This window comes from Streptomyces sp. SYP-A7185 (assembly GCF_046103685.1).
Classification (GTDB): Bacteria; Actinomycetota; Actinomycetes; order Streptomycetales; family Streptomycetaceae; genus Streptomyces.
This window is the reverse complement of sequence record NZ_CP122310.1, coordinates 6,689,015-6,705,486: the sequence shown is the minus strand read 5'-3', so window position 1 is coordinate 6,705,486 and position 16,472 is coordinate 6,689,015. Positions and strand designations below refer to the sequence as shown.

The window sequence follows — 16,472 nt, the reverse complement described above, 5'->3', positions numbered from 1 at the left end:
ACCGAGGAGCAGCGACGCATGACCACCGATGATCCCCTGCTGTCGGCGGGCGACCTGCACATCACGTTCCCCGGCCGCCGGGGCGCACCGCCCGCGCGGGCCGTGGACGGCGTCGACCTGGACATCAAGCCGGGTGAGATCGTGGCCCTGGTCGGCGAGTCGGGCTGCGGCAAGACGACCCTGGCCCGTTCGCTGCTCGGCCTGGTGACGCCCACGTCCGGCAGGGTCACCTTCGGCGGCAAGCCGCTCGACTACGCGGGCCGCGCCCTGAAGGCGTACCGCAAGCGCGTCCAGCTCGTGCTCCAGGACCCCAGCGGCTCCCTCAATCCCCGCCACACGGTGTACGAGGCCGTGGCGGAGGGCCTGCGCATCCACGGATACCGGGGCGACGAACAGGCCGCGGTCGCCGACGCGCTGTCCCGGGCGGGGCTGCGGCCGCCCGAGCGGTTCTTCCTGCGCTATCCGCACGAGCTGTCGGGCGGTCAGCGCCAGCGTGTCGTCATCGCGGGCGCGCTGGTCCTTGAGCCCGAACTGATCGTCGCGGACGAGCCGGTGGCGTCGCTCGACGCCTCGGTGCGCGGCGAGATCCTCGCCCTGCTGCTGCGCCTGCGGGACGAACTGGGTCTCTCCGCCCTGGTGGTGACGCACGACCTGGGGCTGGCGTGGAACATCGCGGACCGCGTGGCGGTGATGTATCTGGGCCGGATCGTCGAGACCGGGACGGTGGAGGAGGTCCTGACGTCACCTCAGCATCCTTACACGCAAGCTCTGTTGTCCGTCCTGCCGGAGGCTCCGGGCGATCCTGTGGTCCTCAGCGGTGAGCCGCCGGACCCCTCGCGCATCCCGGGCGGCTGCCGGTTCCACGCGCGCTGCCAGGTGCTCGCCTCGGGTGAGGCGGAGCGGGCGGGGGTGGCCGGGCGCTGCCGGACGGAGGACCTGCCGGTGCTGTCCGGCGGCGGGGAGACGCAGGTGGCGTGCCACTGGGCGGCGGCGAAGGCGACGAGCCCGTCGGGCGTCTGACCGGGGGCACGTGCCCCATCCGGGCATCCGGGCATCCGGGTGTCCGGGCTTCCGGGCATCCGGGCATCCGGGCATCCGGGCATCCGGGCATCCGGGCTTCCGGGCTTCCGGGCTTCCGGGAGGGGTGCGCGCCACATCCGGGCATCCGGGGGGCGGGACGGCGCCTCCCGGTGGCGGATCGTTACCTCTTCCTCGTACGGGTGACGCGGGGTCTGGCGGCCCTGAGCCGTGGGGAGTCACTGAGCGGCACGGTGCGACTACGTACCGTGAACAGCAACTCCACCGAAGCGAAGGAGATTTCCATGCGCCGTTCCGCCGCCGTCATCCTCGGGGCCGTCGCACTGCTGGGGGCCGTCGCCATGCCGGCGAGCGCCGTCCCGGACCCCGTGTCGACCGTCGACTGCGTGGCGCAGGCGGCCGGTGACGTCACCACACTCGTCGATCCGGCCAGCCCCGGCCTCCCCTCCGAGGTGCCGGGCGCGGCGTGCCTGGCCCCGTGATCTGAGCGCGCCCGCGTCGTCCCGTACTCGCGCGGTCACCCGGGACCCGCGCGAGTACGGCACGTGCGCGCAGGGCGGGCGCGTCAGTCCCACCGGTACCCGTCGCCGAAGTTGAGGACGTGTTCGAGCACGTCCTCCAGCGGGTCGTCGATCTGCCCGGTGCTGATCAGCGAGACCCTGGGCGCGTTGTGCGAGTTCTCGTGCGTCTCGTCCGCGTGCGCCGTGCCGGACACCAGGACGGACGGCACGGCCGCCATCGCCACGACCAGCACCCAACGGGATGTTGCCTGCACCCAACCGCCGTTCACGGCAGCCTCCTTGACCCGTCCACGTGCGGGGCGCCGGTCGCGGCCCGCTCGCCGTGGCTAACCACGTCACGGCCGGGAAGTCACCGACGATCATACGAACGGGTCGTCGGACGCCGGGGCCCGCGCATCCCCCGTGTGGGCTAACGCGACCGCTCCCGGCCCGTCTCCCCTCCACCGGATTCTCCCCTCCACCGGATCTCCGGAAGAAAGCAGGGATCGCATGCGTCGTCGCCGCGTCCGGACCTATGTCCTGCTCGCAGCCCTCGCCCTGTCCGTCACCGCGCTCGCCACTCCGGCCGCGGCGGCCAACCCGCCGCCGCTGCCCGGCGTCGAGTCGCTGATCACCGAAGGGGTCACCGTGGAAGGCCCGTTGGTCAACGGGGTCGCGTTTCCGCGCCTGCTGTAGCGCAGACCTTCGGGAAGCGGCAAAGAAAGCCGAGTTATCCGGCGGCCTCGATCAGGTCACGTGCCTTCTTCACGTCGTCGGCCATGGCGACGAGCAGCGAGTCGATCGAGTCGAACTTCGCCTGCCCCCGCACGAAGGCAAGGAATTCCACGGCCACGTGCAGGCCGTACAGATCGAGGCCGACCCGGTCGATCGCGTACGCCTCGACCGTCCGCTCCGTCCCGTCGAACTGCGGATTCGTCCCGACGGAGATCGCCGCGGGCATCACCTCGCCCTGGGCGTGCAGCCAGCCCGCGTAGACGCCGTCGGCGGGGATGGCGGTGTGCGGCAGCGTCTCCACGTTGGCCGTGGGGCAGCCCAGCTCACGCCCGCGCTGCGCGCCCCGGACGACGACGCCCTCGACGCGGTGCGGGCGACCGAGGATCTCCGCCGCGCCCTCCACGTCGCCCTCGGCGACCAGGCGCCGGGTGAGGGTGGAGGAGAAGGGCTCGCCGCCCCCGGCCGCACCGCTCACGAACAGGTCGATGACGTCGACCTCGTAGTCGTACGTGGCGCCGAGCTCGGTCAGGAAGGCGACGTTGCCCGCGGCCTTGTGGCCGAAGCGGAAGTTGGGGCCCTCGACGACCAGGCGCGCGTGCAGCTTGTCGACCAGGACCTTCACGACGAAGTCGGCGGGCGACAGCTTCGAGAACTCCGTGGTGAACGGCAGGATGAGGAGCGCGTCCACGCCCAGCTCCGCCATGAGTTCGGCGCGCCGGTGGTGCGGGGCGAGCAGCGGCGGGTGGCTGCCCGGGCGCACGACCTCGGAGGGGTGCGGGTCGAAGGTGACGACCACGGCGGGAATCCCCAGCTCACGGGCGCGCTCCACGGCGCGGCCGATGATCAGCTGGTGTCCGCGGTGTACGCCGTCGTAGGAACCGATGGTGACGACGCTGCGCCCCCAGTCCTGGGGGATGTCCTCCAAGCCACGCCAGCGCTGCACTGTCTTTGCTCCTCGCCGAACCTGTGTACGTGTGTGTACGTCCCATTGCCGATTGCGCAGGTCTAAGACTGCCATGCCCGCGCCATCGGGATCGCATCGGAGGGGGTGGCGGGGGTCACGCCGGGACACGTACTCCCGCGAGGTTCTCGATCATGCGGCGGGAGCTGGGTCCGACCAGGGCGGACCAGTCCTGCGGGGCCGCGCAGATCCACCGCGCGACCTGGGTGGAGAAGCCCGGCACGGAGCGGGCCAGCTCGACCAGGCGCCGGTCGAAGCAGGTCGCGCCCTCCGGGGACCTGACCAGCAGCACGCCCGTGCGGTGCACGAGAGCGCGGACCCGTTCCTTGTCTTCGCCGCCCGCCACGGCGCAGAGAACGGCGTCCAGGACGTCGGGCTCCCGCTCCTGGGCGAGCAGGACGTCCAGGAGCTCGGCGCGCAGGGCGCGCGAGGCGTCGCTCCCGGGCGCGGCGACGGCCGTGGCGAGCGCGGCGCGTACGGGCGCGGGGCGGTGCCGCAAAAAGTCCGTGACCAGCGGGAGGAGGACGGCACGCACCCCGGGCCCTTGCTCCAGGCGCAGGTCGAGGTAGGCCGCCACGTGCCCCGCGAGGTCGGGGCGCAGCTCCAGCACGTCGCGTACGAGATCGGCCACCCGCCGGTCGAGCCCGGACGCCGTCACGTCGGCCAGGGCGCGCAGTACGTCGCCCGGCGTGGGGCCAGGGCCGTACAGCCGGGTCCGGAAAGCGGCGAGGACTTGCTCCGGGTGGGTGTCGAGAGCCATGGCCAGGGCGCTCGCGGGCAGCTGCGGGTCGCCGGCCGCGAAGCGCTTCAGGGCGGGCGGCAGGTGGCGGGCGCGGGTCTGCGGGTCCCGGGCGAGGAGGGCGAGGGCGGCGCCGTGCAGGGAGTCGTCGGCGGGGCGGGCCAGGAGGGCGAGCGCCGCGTACCGCAGGAGTCTGCGGTCGGCGTCCGTGGTGGCGTGCGGGGCGGCACGCAGGCCGTAGGCGACGGCGGCGACTCGGCGGGCCGGGCGCGTGTCGTGGACCCAGCGGTCGACGGCCCGGCAGATCGCCGACGGCTCCTCCTCCGCGAGGGCGGCGAGCAGTTCGTCGGCGCGGGGGTGGGCGCAGTCGACCAGGATCTCCGTGAGGTCGTCGATGCCGCGGTGGCGGTGGGTGTGCAGGAGGGCCTGGGCGGCCGAGGCCACGGTGGCGTGCGGAGTGGCTTCGAGGGGGCGCTCGTCGGTGAACCAGCGGGTCAGCTGCGGCTGTGCCGTCGCGGGCTCGGTGGCCAGGAGTTCGGCCAGGGCGTCCAGGCAGCGGGGGTGGGGGGCGCCGGGCGGCGGGTCGTGGATCACGGCCTCGCGCAGGAGGTCGAAGCGCTGGTCCTCCGGGAGCGGCAGGCCGAGCCAGAAACTCGCCGGGAAGCGGTTCCGCTGCGCGAGCCGCTGGAGCAGCGCGCGGTGGGGCCGCGCGTCGGGCACCCGCGTGAGCGTCTCCCCCAGCAGCCGGGTGACCCACCACTGCGCGTCCCCTTGTGCCTGCGCACCCGCGGGCGCCGGAAGGTCCCCCCTGTCCCCCGCTTCACCGGCACCCGGCGGCGGGGCCGGGTGCGGTGTCCACCCGTGTCGCCGCCCGGAACGCCTGCCCGCGACGGGGGCGGCCCCGGGGTCCACCGAGGCCTCCGCCCCGAACCGCTCCAAGTCCCCCAGGCGTGCGGCGAGTTCGGCGGGCCCCCGCTGGCGTCCCAGGAGCAGCAGGGCCTCGACCACGGGGCCGATCCGGTGCCGGGGTACCGGCAGGGCCGCTTCCGGCACCGGATCGCGGTGCCGGTAGACCAGCGACCACAGGGCGCCGTCCACGTCCAGGTGCATCCCCTGGATCCAGTCCGCGAGCTCCTCGTGCGCGAAGCGGTAGCCGTCCCCGGCGGGGACGAGCAGGCCCTCCGTGAGGACCGCGGAGGCCCACCCCGTCCCCCACGGGAACACCTCCTCGAAGGACTCCCGGTCCAGCTCCCCCTGCCCCGGGCCCAGGCACCGCCGCGCGGCCTCGTGCACCTGTCCGGACACCTTCGCCGCGAGGCGCCGTACGGCCCGGCCCCGCAGGCCGTTCGCCGCCGCGAGCCGCACCGCCACCCGCAGGCACAGCACGTCCAGATAGGCCTCGAAGACGCCCTCGCGGTCGGGGCGGCCCGGCGGCGGACCCTCCGGCAGGGCCGCCCGCACCTCGGCGAGCAGCCGCAGGGCGAGGGGGTGGCGCGCGTCGGCGGGGGCGAGCGCGCCGTCCGGGATGCCGTACCGCGCGCGGGCGGCCGCGGCCTGCGGCTCGGACAGATCCCCCAGGGGCACGCATCCCGGCAGCAGGTCCTCGGGAAAGTGCGCCCCCGCCTGCTCCCAGTACTCCGCGCGGCAGGCCACCACGAGCCGCGCCCCCGTCCCCCGCAGCCACTCGGCCGTCCCCCGGCTCCACTCCGCGAGGCGGTGCGCCAGGGCCGGCGGCATCTCCTCGGGGCCGTCGAGCAGCAGCAGCAAGGCCCGTCCCTCGTCCCGCACGAGCCGCGCGACCCGCCCGGCGGAGATGTCCCCGAGCCCGCCGTCCGCGTCGGCGGGCGGGCACGGCGAGTCCCCGGAGACCTCCGGCGCTTCCGGCACTCCGGGGTCCCACGAGGCCGCTGAGGCCGCCGAAGCCGCATAGGCAGCAGAGTCCGCCGAAGCCGCATGGGCAGCCGAAGCCGCCGACGCTTCGACGATCCGACCCGCCCGCTCCAGCGCCCGCTCCACCGCGTCGCCCACGCCCGCGTCCGCGCCCTGGAGGTCGGCGCCGCGCAACCACAGCGTGGGAGCCGGTTCGGCGCCCCGCGCGCGGCAGGCGGCCAGGGCGGCCAGCTCCGTCGTGCGGCCGGTGCCGGGGGCGCCGACCAGGCCGAGCACCTGCGCGGGCCCGGCGGTGAAGCGGGCCAACTCCGCTGTCGTGTCGGGGCGTTCGACCGGTTCGAGGAGTGCGGGGCGCGGCCCGTCGGAGCCCACCGACGTCGCCGCCAGGTGCAGCGCGCCCGCCAGGTTCAGGTCGTGGCCGTACGCCGGCACGGTCGCCGCGTTGCGTGCCAGGAGCTCGGCGAGGGGCCCGCCCCGACCGGCGGCCGCCGCCTCCCGGAGCTGGACGGCGAACCCGGCCGCCCGGTGCTCGCCGTGCAGGGCGGTGCCGAGGACGGCGAGCACGGCACCGGACGAGGCGTCGACGACCGGGCCGCCGGCCGCTCCGCCGCCGAGCCGCAGCGCGTCCGCGCCGTCCGTGCCGATCGCCAGCTCCAGCGCCGCGTCGACCAGATGGAAGCGGTCCGTCGCGGTGTACGTGACGGACGCAGGGCCGAGGACCCGCGCCTCGCGCCGGCCGCGCGCCACGATGTGGACGTAGGCGCCCACGGGGACGGTGTCGCGGACCGTGACGGGCAGCGGCCGCAGGGCGAGCCCGTCGGTGCGCACGAGGGCCAGGTCGACCTCGGGGAGGGCCACGACGGCATCGGCGCCCACCACGCAGACGCGCTCCCCGGCGGCGTGCAGCACGAGCCGCGCGAGGCCGTCGACCGCTTCGTGGCTGGTGATCACCGTGCCGTGGTCGTCGGCGGCGAATCCCGTCCCCCGCGGCCGGCCGGCCAGATCGCAGATCCGTACGAGGGCACTGTCGAGCGCCGTCGGGTCGCCCTGTCCCGCCATGCCCGAACCTCCCGCGACGCCCCGTCCTTCCGACGGTAGGTCGGCGGTGATCAGCGGGACAGAACGCGTCGCGAACGCGCCCCCTTTCGCTCCCGCGGTTCACTCCGAGCGCCTGCCCGATGGGGTGAATCGGCGGGGCGAGGTGGATACATCTTGGGGTGGGGGGGCTCGTCGTGGAGCGGCGTGCGGCCACGCGCATGGCCGCCGCCGCTCCACGGCGGAGATCCCTCTCGGAGAAGGACCCAGGCAAGACGCACGGCAGCCGGACGCCGGACAGAGATCCGAGAGCGGAAGCTCAGGCGAAGACGGCCAGGCTCTTCGCCTTGCCCTTGAGCTCCTCGGCCAGGACCAGGAACCGGCCCTCCGGGTCGAAGACCGCGACGGCGCCGGCTCCGGCGTACTCCCCCGGCATCTCGATCCGTACGCCGTTGAGCAGCAGCCGGGCCCGCTTCTCGTCCACGTCCCAGCGCGGGAACGCGGCGGTGGCCGCGTCCGCCACCGGCATCACCGTCAGCTCCTCCTGGAGCTGGTCGATGGTCTTGGCCGCGTCCAGCTTGTACGGCCCGACGCGGGTGCGCCGCAGGGCCGTGAGGTGGCCGCCGACCCCGAGGTCGGCACCGAGGTCGCGGGCGAGGGCGCGGATGTACGTCCCCGACGAGCAGACCACCGACACGACCAGGTCGAGGACGGGGGTGCCGTCCTCCGCGACGGCGTCCCTGACGTCGTACACGGTGAAGGCGGAGATCGTGACCGGCCGGGCGGGGATCTCGAAGTCCTCGCCCTCGCGCGCCCGTGCGTACGACCGCTTGCCGTCGATCTTGATGGCGCTGACCTTCGACGGCACCTGCATGATGTCGCCGGAGAGCTTGGCGATGCCCGCGTCGATGGCGTCGCGCTTGACCGCCGAGGCGTCGGCCGACGAGGTCAGCTCGCCTTCGGCGTCGTCCGTGAGGGTGTTCTGGCCCAGGCGGATCGTGCCGAGGTACTCCTTCTCCGTCAGCGCGAGGTGGCCGAGGAGTTTGGTCGCCCGCTCGACCCCGAGGACGAGCACGCCCGTCGCCATGGGGTCGAGGGTGCCTGCGTGGCCGACGCGCCGGGTCTTGGCGATCCCGCGCATCTTGGCGACCACGTCATGCGAAGTGAAGCCGGACGGCTTGTCGACGATGACAAGGCCGTCCGGCGTCTTGTTGCTGGTCTTGCTCATGCCGAGGCGTCGCCGTCCGTCTCGTCGTTGTCGTCGGCTTCCGGCTTGCGGTACGGGTCGGCCCCGCCGGCGAACTCGGCGCCCGCGGACACCTCGCGCACCTTCTCGTCCGACATCCGGGCCCGGTCGAGGAGGTCCTCGATGGCCTTGGCGTTGTCCGGCAGCGCATCCGCCACGAAGGTGAGGCTCGGGGTGAACTTCACGCCCGCCGCCGCACCGACCGCCGAACGGAGGACGCCCTTGGCGCTCTCCAGACCGGCGGCGGCCGCCGCGCGGTCCTCGTCGTCCCCGTAGACCGTGTAGAAGACAGTCGCCTCCCGCAGGTCACCCGTCACCCGGGTGTCCGTGATGGTCACATGCGTACCGAGCCGCGGGTCCTTGATCCCGCGCTGCAGCTTCTGGGCAACCACCTCTCGGATGAGGTCCGCCAGCCTTTTCGCCCGCGCGTTGTCGGCCACTGCTCCGTCTCCTTCTTCGCCTTGCTGTGCAATCAGTCTTCGTCGCCGTGGAGCCTGCGTCGAACGGAGAGCAGCTCCACCTCGGGACGGGCGGCGACCATGCGCTCGCACCGGTCCAGTACGTCGGTGAGGTGCCCCGTCTCCCCGGAGACCAGCGCCAGGCCGATCTCGGCCCTGCGATGGAGGTCCTGGTTCCCCGTCTCCGCCGCGCTCACCGCGTATTTCCGGATGAGTTCGGCGACGATCGGGCGGACGACGGAGCGTTTCTCCTTCAGCGAGCGAACGTCGCCGAGGAGCAGATCGAAGGACAGTGTCCCCACATACATGTGTGTCCGGATGTCCCGCCGGTTCGGGTTCGTGCCCCGCCAACCGCTTGGCAGGGACACAAGAACCGTACACGGAACGGCCGGGGCCGATCGACGGGATTTACCTCCCCTCGACCGGCCCCGGTTCGAGCTGTCGTGATCAGCCTCGCGGCTTCTCGCGCATCTCGTACGTCGCGATGACGTCGTCGATCTTGATGTCGTTGAAGTTGCCGAGGTTGATACCGCCCTCGAACCCTTCGCGGATCTCGGTGACGTCGTCCTTGAAGCGGCGCAGACCGGAGATGTTGAGGCTCTCCGCGATGACCTTGCCGTCGCGGATGAGGCGCGCCTTGGTGTTGCGCTTGACCTCGCCCGACCGGACCAGGACACCGGCGATGTTGCCCAGCTTGGACGAGCGGAAGATCTCGCGGATCTCCGCCGTGCCGAGCTCGACCTCTTCGTACTCCGGCTTGAGCATGCCCTTGAGGGCCGCTTCGATCTCTTCGATCGCCTGGTAGATGACCGAGTAGTACCGGACGTCCACGCCTTCGCGGTCGGCCATCTGCGCGGCACGACCGGCCGCACGGACGTTGAAGCCGATCACGATCGCGTCGGAGCCGGTCGCCAGGTCGATGTCCGACTCGGTGACCGCACCCACGCCGCGGTGCAGGACGCGGATGTCGACCTCTTCGCCGACGTCGAGCTGGAGCAGCGAGGACTCGAGAGCCTCCACCGAACCGGACGCGTCGCCCTTGATGATGAGGTTGAGTTCCTGCACCAGACCGGCCTTGAGGGCCTCGTCCAGGTTCTCCAGGGAGAACCGCACACCCTTGCGGGCGAAGCGGACGTTGCGCTCACGGGCGGCACGCTTCTCGGCGATCTGACGGGCCGTACGGTCCTCGTCGACGACCAGGAAGTTGTCGCCGGCACCCGGGACGTTGGTGAGACCGAGCACGAGGACCGGGGTCGAGGGACCCGCCTCGGTCACGTTCTCGCCCTTGTCGTCGAGCATCGCGCGGACTCGGCCGTACGCGTCGCCGACCACCATCGTGTCACCGACGCGGAGGGTACCGCGCTGGACCAGGACGGTCGCGACGGCGCCGCGGCCCTTGTCCAGGTGGGACTCGATCGCAATACCCTGCGCGTCCTGCTCAGGGTTGGCGCGCAGGTCGAGCGAGGCGTCCGCGGTCAGGACCACGGCCTCCAGGAGGGCCTCGATGTTCTCGCCCTGCTTGGCGGAGATGTCGACGAACATCGTGTCGCCGCCGTACTCCTCTGCCACCAGACCGAACTCGGTGAGCTGACCGCGCACCTTGGTCGGGTCGGCACCCTCGACGTCGATCTTGTTGACCGCGACCACGATCGGCACGTCGGCCGCCTTGGCGTGGTTCAGCGCCTCGATCGTCTGCGGCATCACACCGTCGTTCGCCGCGACCACGAGGATCGCGATGTCGGTGGACTTCGCACCACGGGCACGCATGGCGGTGAACGCCTCGTGACCGGGGGTGTCGATGAAGGTGATCTTGCGGTCTTCGCCGTTGACCTCGGAAGAGACCTGGTACGCACCGATGTGCTGCGTGATGCCGCCGGCCTCGCCCGCAATGACGTTCGTCTTGCGGATCGCGTCCAGAAGGCGGGTCTTGCCGTGGTCGACGTGACCCATGACGGTCACGACCGGCGGACGCGCGACGAGCATGTCCTCGTCGCCCTCGTCCTCGCCGAACTCGATGTCGAAGGACTCGAGCAGCTCGCGGTCCTCCTCCTCGGGGCTGACGATCTCGAGGACGAAGTTCATCTCGTCCGCGAGCAGCTTCAGCGTCTCGTCCGGCACGGACTGCGTGGCCGTGACCATCTCGCCGAGGTTCATCATCACGCCGACGAGCGACGCCGGGTTGGCGTTGATCTTCTCGGCGAAGTCGGTCAGCGAGGCACCACGGGACAGGCGGACCGCCTGGCCGTTGCCCCTCGGCAGCATGACGCCGCCGACCGACGGAGCCTGCATCGACTCGTACTCCTGGCGCCTCTGCCGCTTCGACTTGCGGCCACGGCGGGCGGGCCCACCGGGACGGCCGAAGGCACCCTGCGTGCCACCACGGGCACCGGGACCGCCGGGACGGCCACCGAAGCCGGGACGGCCACCGCCGCCACCGGGACGACCGGCGAAACCGCCGCCACCGCCACCGGGACCGCCGGGACGGCCTGCGAAGCCGCCGCCACCGCCACCGGGACGACCGGCGAAGCCGCCGCCGCCACCGGGACGACCGCCACCGGCACCGCCGGGACGACCGCCGCCGCCGGGACCACGGCCACCGCCGGGGCCACCACCGGGACGCGGGCCCGCGGCGGGACGCTGCGGCATCATGCCCGGGTTCGGACGGTTACCGCCGCCACCGGGGGCGCCGCCGGGACGCGGGGCACCGCCCTGCGGGCGAGGCATGCCGCCGGGGCTGGGGCGAGCGCCGCCCTGGCCCTGCGGACGAGGAGCACCCTGGCCGCCCTGGCCCTGCGGGCGCGGGGCGCCGCCGGGACCGCCGGGGCCACCCTGGCCGCCGGGACGCGGGGCGCCGCCCGGACGGGGCGCCTGCGGGCGCGCCATGCCGGTGGAGCCACCAGAGGTGAACGGGTTGTTGCCGGGACGCGGTCCTGCCGGACGGCCACCGGGGCGCGGAGCGCCACCCTGGCCGCCGGGACGCGGAGCGCCGCCCTGACGGTCGCCGCGGTCGCCACGACCGCCCTGACCCTGGCCCTGACCACCCTGGCCGGGGGCCGGACGGCCCGCGGGCTTGGGGGCACCCGGGCGAGCGCCCGGACGGGGACCCGCCGGTGCCGATGAGGCAGCCGGAGCGGCCGGCGGAGCGGTGAACTCCGGGGCGGCCGGAGCCGGGCTGACCGGCGCGGCGGGCGCGGCCGGGGCAGCCGGAGCTGCCGGCGCCGGCTTGGGCGTCGGCGGCTTCGGACCCGGGCGCGGGCCGGGAGCGGCCGGGGAGGCCGCGGGCTTGTCGGCCGCGGCGGCGGGCTTGGCCGCCGGCGGCTTCGGCGCGGCCGGACCCGGACGGGCGGCCTGCGCGGGAGAGGGGGTCGCCGAGCCCGAGGGGGCCGGCGGCTTGGGGGCGGCCTGCTTGCGCGGCGCCCCGGGCTTGGCGGCGGCGGGCTTGCCGTTGCCGCCACCTGTGTTCAATGCGTCAGTCAATTTGCGTACTACGGGCGCCTCGATCGTCGAGGACGCCGAACGTACGAATTCACCGAGTTCTTGGAGCTTGGCCATGACGACCTTGCTCTCTACGCCGAACTCCTTGGCGAGCTCGTATACCCGGACCTTAGCCACTTCGCTCCTTTTAGGTCCGGGTTACGCCGGACCGTCGCTACTTCATGGGCGTACTCATCGCGTGCTCATCGAGTGCTCATCGCAATCTCGACCTACTTCCAACTCGCGGAATACCAGGGCCGCGCGGGGTTCCGCGCGACCTTCCTTACGGTGTTGCCTGCTGGGCAACTGTCTCGACGGCTCGGCGCAAGTCCGCCGTGTCGAGCGGGCCCGGGGCCCGGAGGGCCCTCGGGAACGCCCTGCGTCGGACCGCCAGGTCGAGACAGACCGGAACGGGGTGTACGTACGCACCCCGGCCGGGCAGCGTACCGCTTGGATCGGGGGCGCAAGCGCCCTCTTTCGCCACGATGCGCAGCAGATCGCTCTTGGCCGCTCGCTCCCGGCACCCGACACAGGTGCGTTCGGGGCATGCGCGGGCTTGCGTCCGGCCAGACACGATTAAGTCTACCTCCCCGCACCGACCTCACCCCTTTGGGGCAAAAATCGAACGGTTGTTGTCTTGATCAGTACGCGATCAGCACCTGACCGGCGTGCGATCAGGTGCGTGATCAGCAGCCCGATCAGGCCTCCGAGGAGTCCTGCGGCTGCTCGGTGTCCGGGCGGATGTCGATGCGCCAGCCCGTGAGCCGCGCGGCGAGGCGGGCGTTCTGGCCCTCCTTGCCGATCGCGAGGGAGAGCTGGTAGTCGGGCACCGTCACCCGTGCGGAGCGGGCCGCCATGTCGACGATCTCGACCTTGCTGACCCGCGCCGGCGACAGCGCGTGCGCGACCATCTCGCCCGGGTCGTCCGACCAGTCGACGATGTCGATCTTCTCGCCGTTGAGCTCGGCCATGACGTTGCGCACACGCTGGCCCATCGGGCCGATGCAGGCGCCCTTGGCGTTGAGCCCGGAGCGGGTGGAGCGGACCGCGATCTTGGTCCGGTGACCTGCCTCGCGGGCGATGGCCGAGATCTCGACCGACCCGTCGGCGATCTCGGGCACCTCGAGCGCGAAGAGCTTCTTGACGAGGTTCGGGTGCGTGCGGGACAGCGTGACCGAGGGGCCGCGGACGCCCTTCGCCACCCGGACGACGTACGAACGAAGGCGCAGACCGTGGGCGTACTCCTCGCCCGGGACCTGCTCCTGCACCGGCAGGATGGCCTCGAGCTTGCCGATGTCGACGAGCACGTTCTTCGGGTCGCGGCCCTGCTGGACGACGCCCGTGACGATGTCGCCCTCACGGCCGGCGTACTCGCCGAGCGTCGCGTCGTCCTGGGCGTCGCGCAGGCGCTGGAGGATGACCTGCTTGGCGGTCGTCGCGGCGATGCGGCCGAAGTCCGAGGGGGTGTCGTCGAACTCCTTGGCCTCCTGGCCCTCTTCGAGGTCCGCCGGGTCCTCCGTCGCCCACACCGTCACATGGCCGCTTTCGCGGTCCAGCTTCACGCGGGCGCGACGGAAGCTGCCTTCGGTGCGGTGGTAGGCGATGAGGAGGGCCGACTCGATCGCCTCGACCAGCAGGTCGAAGGAGATCTCCTTCTCCCGGACCAGACCCCGCAGGGCACTCATGTCGATGTCCACGGCTACGCCTCCTCTTCCTTCTTGTCCTTGCGGTTGAACTCGACCTCGACGCGCGCCTTGGCGATCTCGTCGAAGGAGAGCCTGCGGGCGGTGGGCTTGCGCCCCTTCACGCCCGGTACTTCAAGATCCACGCCTGCGTCGTCCACGTCGAGGATGCGGGCGATCAGCTCGTCGCCGCCCTCCGTCAGCTGGAACTTCACCAGTCGCCCGACGGCGCGCAGATAGTGGCGGTGCTCCGTCAGCGGGCGCTCGGCGCCCGGGGAGCCGACTTCGAGGGTGTATTCCCCGTCGCCCATCGCGTCGCTCTCGTCGAGCTTCTCGGAGAGTTCGCGGCTGATCTCCGCGATCTGATCCAGGTCCACGCCGTCGTCCGCGTCGACGACGACGCGCAGCACCCGCTTGCGTCCGACCGAGGCCACTTCGATCTCTTCGAGATCCAGACCCTTCGAGCTGACGAGCGGTTCCAGCAGTTCTCGCAGCCTCTCGCTCTGGGTGGTGCTCATCCGGGTGACTCCTCGGCCGCGTGTGCTGTTGTGGGATCGTCGCGTGTCAGGTCAAAGGGTATCCGGTCCAGAGGGGTGTTGCCGCCCGCCGTCGGGCCCCGTCCCGCCTCGGGCCGCCCGGCTTCGAGCCGCTCACGCGTACGAGGGCAGGCCGCAGGTACGGTGATCACCGGGCTCCCGCCCGGCTTCCCACCTTCTGACTGCCTGCCTTTCTGGCCTTCCTGCCGAGGACGTCTGCCGTGCCGTCGTATCCCACCCCCTCGCACGCCCGCTCGGGGCCGCGCCGCAGGAGCCTGCTGACCGGGGCCGCAGGAGCGGCCGGGGCCGCGCTGCTCGCGGGCTGCTCGGACTCCGCCACGGACGCGGACGAGCGCCCCTCCGCCGCCGCGCGGCTGCGCGCGACGGCCGCCCGGGACAGCGGTGAGCTGCTCGGACGGTACGACGCCGTCCTCGCCGCGCATCCCTCGCTGACCGGCCGGCTCGGTCCGCTGCGGGCGGAGGTGAAGCGGCACAAGGCGGCCTTCGCCGACGGTTCCGCTCCCCCGTCCCCTTCGGGCTCCCCCTCCCCCTCGGTGTCGCGCTCGCCGAAGCCTGCCGTCCCCAAGGACGAGAAGGACGCCGTGCGCGGGCTCGCCGAGGCCGAGCGGGAGCTGGCCAAGCGGCGCGGGAGCGACCTCCTGGACGCACCGGCGGAGCTGGCCAGGCTGCTGGCCTCGGTGGCGGCGGCGGGCGCCGCGCACGCGTATCTGCTGACGGAGGGCGACAAGTGAGCGATTCCAAGGACGAGCTGCGGGCGGTGCAGGCCGCCCTGGGCGCCGAGCACGCCGCCGTGTACGGCTTCGGGGTCGTCGGCGGCCGGATCGGCGAGGACCGCAGGGCGGAGGCGCGCACGGCGTACGACACGCATCGCGCCCGGCGCGACGAGCTCCAGCGCGCCGTGCGCGACCTGGGCGGCGAGCCCGAGCCCTCGGCGGCGGCCTACGCGCTGCCCTTCCAGGTGCCGGACTCCGCGGCCGCCGTACGGCTCGCCACGGAGCTGGAGGAGCGGGTCGCCGGGGTCTACTCGGATCTCGTACGGGCCTCCACCGGCGCCCGGCGCGGCAGCGCGGCCGAGGCGCTGCGGGATGCCGCGGTCCGTGCGGCGCGGTGGCGCGGGGGGAGCGTAACCTTCCCTGGTCTCGCCGAGCGGGCCGCCGGGTCGGGCACCTCCACACCGGCGGGCCCCGAGGCGTAGGCGCTCACGACCGTCAGGAAGGGAACACCTCGCGTATGGCTCTCGAACCGCCCCCGCGTCTGGTCACCGCACTCGGTGAGACGACGCGGGACGGCGACGACTGGCTGGAGAAGCTGCCCGAGGCAGCCGAACAGGCCGTCGCTCTACGCGGGTTGACCGTCGAGCGGGTCCACGTGCCCGGTGGGCGCAGCAGTCTCGTCGTCCTGGTGCGCCTGGCCGACGGCACGCCCGCGGCCTTGAAGCTGGTGCCGCCGAGGTCGCGGCCCGAGAGCGAGCGGGCCGCGCTCGCGCACTGGAACGGGCTCGGTGCCGTGCGGCTGCTCGACCCCACCGCCTCCGACGGCGCTCTCCTCCTGGAGCGGCTGCACCGTGACGTCTCGGTCCGTTCGCTGCCCGAGGCCAAGGCGCTCCTGGAGGCCGCGGGCACGCTGCGGCGGCTGTGGGTGGAGCCGCCCGCGGGGCACCGCTTCGAGACCGTCGCCGAGCGGACGGGGCGGCAGGCCGAGGCGATGCGGGCCGCCGCCGACGGGGAGGTCGGGCCGCTGGTGGACGCCGCGCTCGCCGCCCGGCAGGAACTGCTCGCCGGGGACGCGGAGGTGCGGCTGCTGCACGGGACGTTCCGGCAGAGCAAGGTCCTCCAGGGTGATCGCGTGCCGTGGCTGGCCGTGGGGCCCGACCCGGTGGTGGGCGAGTGCGCGTTCGACCTGGCCCGGCTGGTGCGGGACCGGGTGGAGGACCTCATCGCCTCGCCCTCGGGGGCGTCGATCACCCGCCGCCGGGTGAAGAAGCTGGCCGAGTCACTGGACGTGGACCAGGAGCGGCTGCGGGGCTGGACCCTGTTCCGGGCCGTGGAGTCCGGCGTCCGGGCACGACGAGTGGGCCGCCCCCAGGACGCGGAACTGCTCTTGGAGTTCGCCGGCTGGCTGTGACGGACCGGCCGCCTCGCGTGTCGCCGTCAGGGC

General features: G+C 73.2%; 16 protein-coding genes. 6 read left to right on the top strand and 10 right to left on the bottom strand.

What is annotated here, in order from left to right; translation table 11 throughout:
• Positions 1 to 18 precede the first annotated feature (18 nt).
• Positions 19 to 1,020 (top strand): oligopeptide/dipeptide ABC transporter ATP-binding protein, encoded by a 1,002-nt coding sequence (locus QBL25_RS29610; protein WP_409059996.1) that lies wholly within the window; start codon positions 19 to 21, stop codon positions 1,018 to 1,020.
• Between the two features lie 302 nt (positions 1,021 to 1,322).
• Positions 1,323 to 1,520 (top strand): hypothetical protein, encoded by a 198-nt coding sequence (locus QBL25_RS29605; RefSeq protein WP_409059995.1) that lies wholly within the window; start codon positions 1,323 to 1,325, stop codon positions 1,518 to 1,520.
• A gap of 83 nt (positions 1,521 to 1,603) precedes the next feature.
• Here the strand turns inward: QBL25_RS29605 and QBL25_RS29600 are convergent, their stop codons facing one another.
• A complete protein-coding gene (locus QBL25_RS29600; RefSeq protein WP_409062977.1) occupies positions 1,604 to 1,828 on the bottom strand; it encodes a hypothetical protein in 225 nt (74 codons plus the stop codon).
• A 220-nt stretch (positions 1,829 to 2,048) separates the two neighbouring features.
• On the opposite strand from QBL25_RS29600, the gene QBL25_RS29595 reads away from it, so the two are divergent.
• Positions 2,049 to 2,234 (top strand): hypothetical protein, encoded by a 186-nt coding sequence (locus QBL25_RS29595; protein ID WP_409059994.1) that lies wholly within the window; start codon positions 2,049 to 2,051, stop codon positions 2,232 to 2,234.
• A gap of 34 nt (positions 2,235 to 2,268) precedes the next feature.
• Here the strand turns inward: QBL25_RS29595 and QBL25_RS29590 are convergent, their stop codons facing one another.
• From QBL25_RS29590 to rimP, 9 genes are all read right to left on the bottom strand, one after another.
• A complete protein-coding gene (locus tag QBL25_RS29590) occupies positions 2,269 to 3,216 on the bottom strand; it encodes a bifunctional riboflavin kinase/FAD synthetase (RefSeq protein WP_409059993.1) in 948 nt (315 codons plus the stop codon).
• Positions 3,217 to 3,331: 115 nt separating this feature from the next.
• Complete coding sequence (locus tag QBL25_RS29585; protein WP_409059992.1) at positions 3,332 to 6,922, bottom strand: trypsin-like peptidase domain-containing protein; 3,591 nt, start codon at positions 6,920 to 6,922, stop codon at positions 3,332 to 3,334.
• A gap of 295 nt (positions 6,923 to 7,217) precedes the next feature.
• Entirely contained in the window at positions 7,218 to 8,126 is a 909-nt protein-coding gene (gene truB / locus QBL25_RS29580; RefSeq protein ID WP_409059991.1) for a tRNA pseudouridine(55) synthase TruB, read from the bottom strand.
• Entirely contained in the window at positions 8,123 to 8,584 is a 462-nt protein-coding gene (gene rbfA, locus QBL25_RS29575) for a 30S ribosome-binding factor RbfA (RefSeq protein WP_409059990.1), read from the bottom strand. Before rbfA ends, truB begins: the two co-directional genes overlap by 4 nt.
• Before the next feature lie 32 nt (positions 8,585 to 8,616).
• Positions 8,617 to 8,910, bottom strand: a complete 294-nt coding sequence (locus tag QBL25_RS29570) for a DUF503 domain-containing protein (protein ID WP_190084823.1) — start codon at positions 8,908 to 8,910, stop codon at positions 8,617 to 8,619.
• Between the two features lie 139 nt (positions 8,911 to 9,049).
• A complete protein-coding gene (infB, locus tag QBL25_RS29565) occupies positions 9,050 to 12,214 on the bottom strand; it encodes a translation initiation factor IF-2 (RefSeq protein ID WP_409059989.1) in 3,165 nt (1,054 codons plus the stop codon).
• Positions 12,215 to 12,359: 145 nt separating this feature from the next.
• Positions 12,360 to 12,650: a YlxR family protein gene (locus tag QBL25_RS29560; protein ID WP_409059988.1), complete on the bottom strand. Its 291-nt coding sequence runs from the start codon at positions 12,648 to 12,650 to the stop codon at positions 12,360 to 12,362.
• A 124-nt stretch (positions 12,651 to 12,774) separates the two neighbouring features.
• Positions 12,775 to 13,773 carry a transcription termination factor NusA gene (nusA, locus tag QBL25_RS29555; RefSeq protein WP_409059987.1) on the bottom strand — a complete coding sequence of 333 codons (999 nt, stop codon included), beginning with the start codon at positions 13,771 to 13,773 and terminating at the stop codon, positions 12,775 to 12,777.
• Positions 13,774 to 13,775: 2 nt separating this feature from the next.
• Complete coding sequence (gene rimP, locus QBL25_RS29550; protein WP_409059986.1) at positions 13,776 to 14,276, bottom strand: ribosome maturation factor RimP; 501 nt, start codon at positions 14,274 to 14,276, stop codon at positions 13,776 to 13,778.
• 239 nt (positions 14,277 to 14,515) lie between these two features.
• On the opposite strand from rimP, the gene QBL25_RS29545 reads away from it, so the two are divergent.
• From QBL25_RS29545 to QBL25_RS29535, 3 genes are read left to right on the top strand one after another with little or no spacing between them, the layout of a single operon-like run.
• A complete protein-coding gene (locus tag QBL25_RS29545; protein WP_409059985.1) occupies positions 14,516 to 15,046 on the top strand; it encodes a hypothetical protein in 531 nt (176 codons plus the stop codon).
• Positions 15,043 to 15,510, top strand: coding sequence for a ferritin-like domain-containing protein (locus tag QBL25_RS29540; protein ID WP_409059984.1), 468 nt, complete (start codon positions 15,043 to 15,045; stop codon positions 15,508 to 15,510). Before QBL25_RS29545 ends, QBL25_RS29540 begins: the two co-directional genes overlap by 4 nt.
• Before the next feature lie 35 nt (positions 15,511 to 15,545).
• Positions 15,546 to 16,439 (top strand): aminoglycoside phosphotransferase family protein, encoded by an 894-nt coding sequence (locus QBL25_RS29535; protein ID WP_409059983.1) that lies wholly within the window; start codon positions 15,546 to 15,548, stop codon positions 16,437 to 16,439.
• Positions 16,440 to 16,472 lie beyond the last annotated feature (33 nt).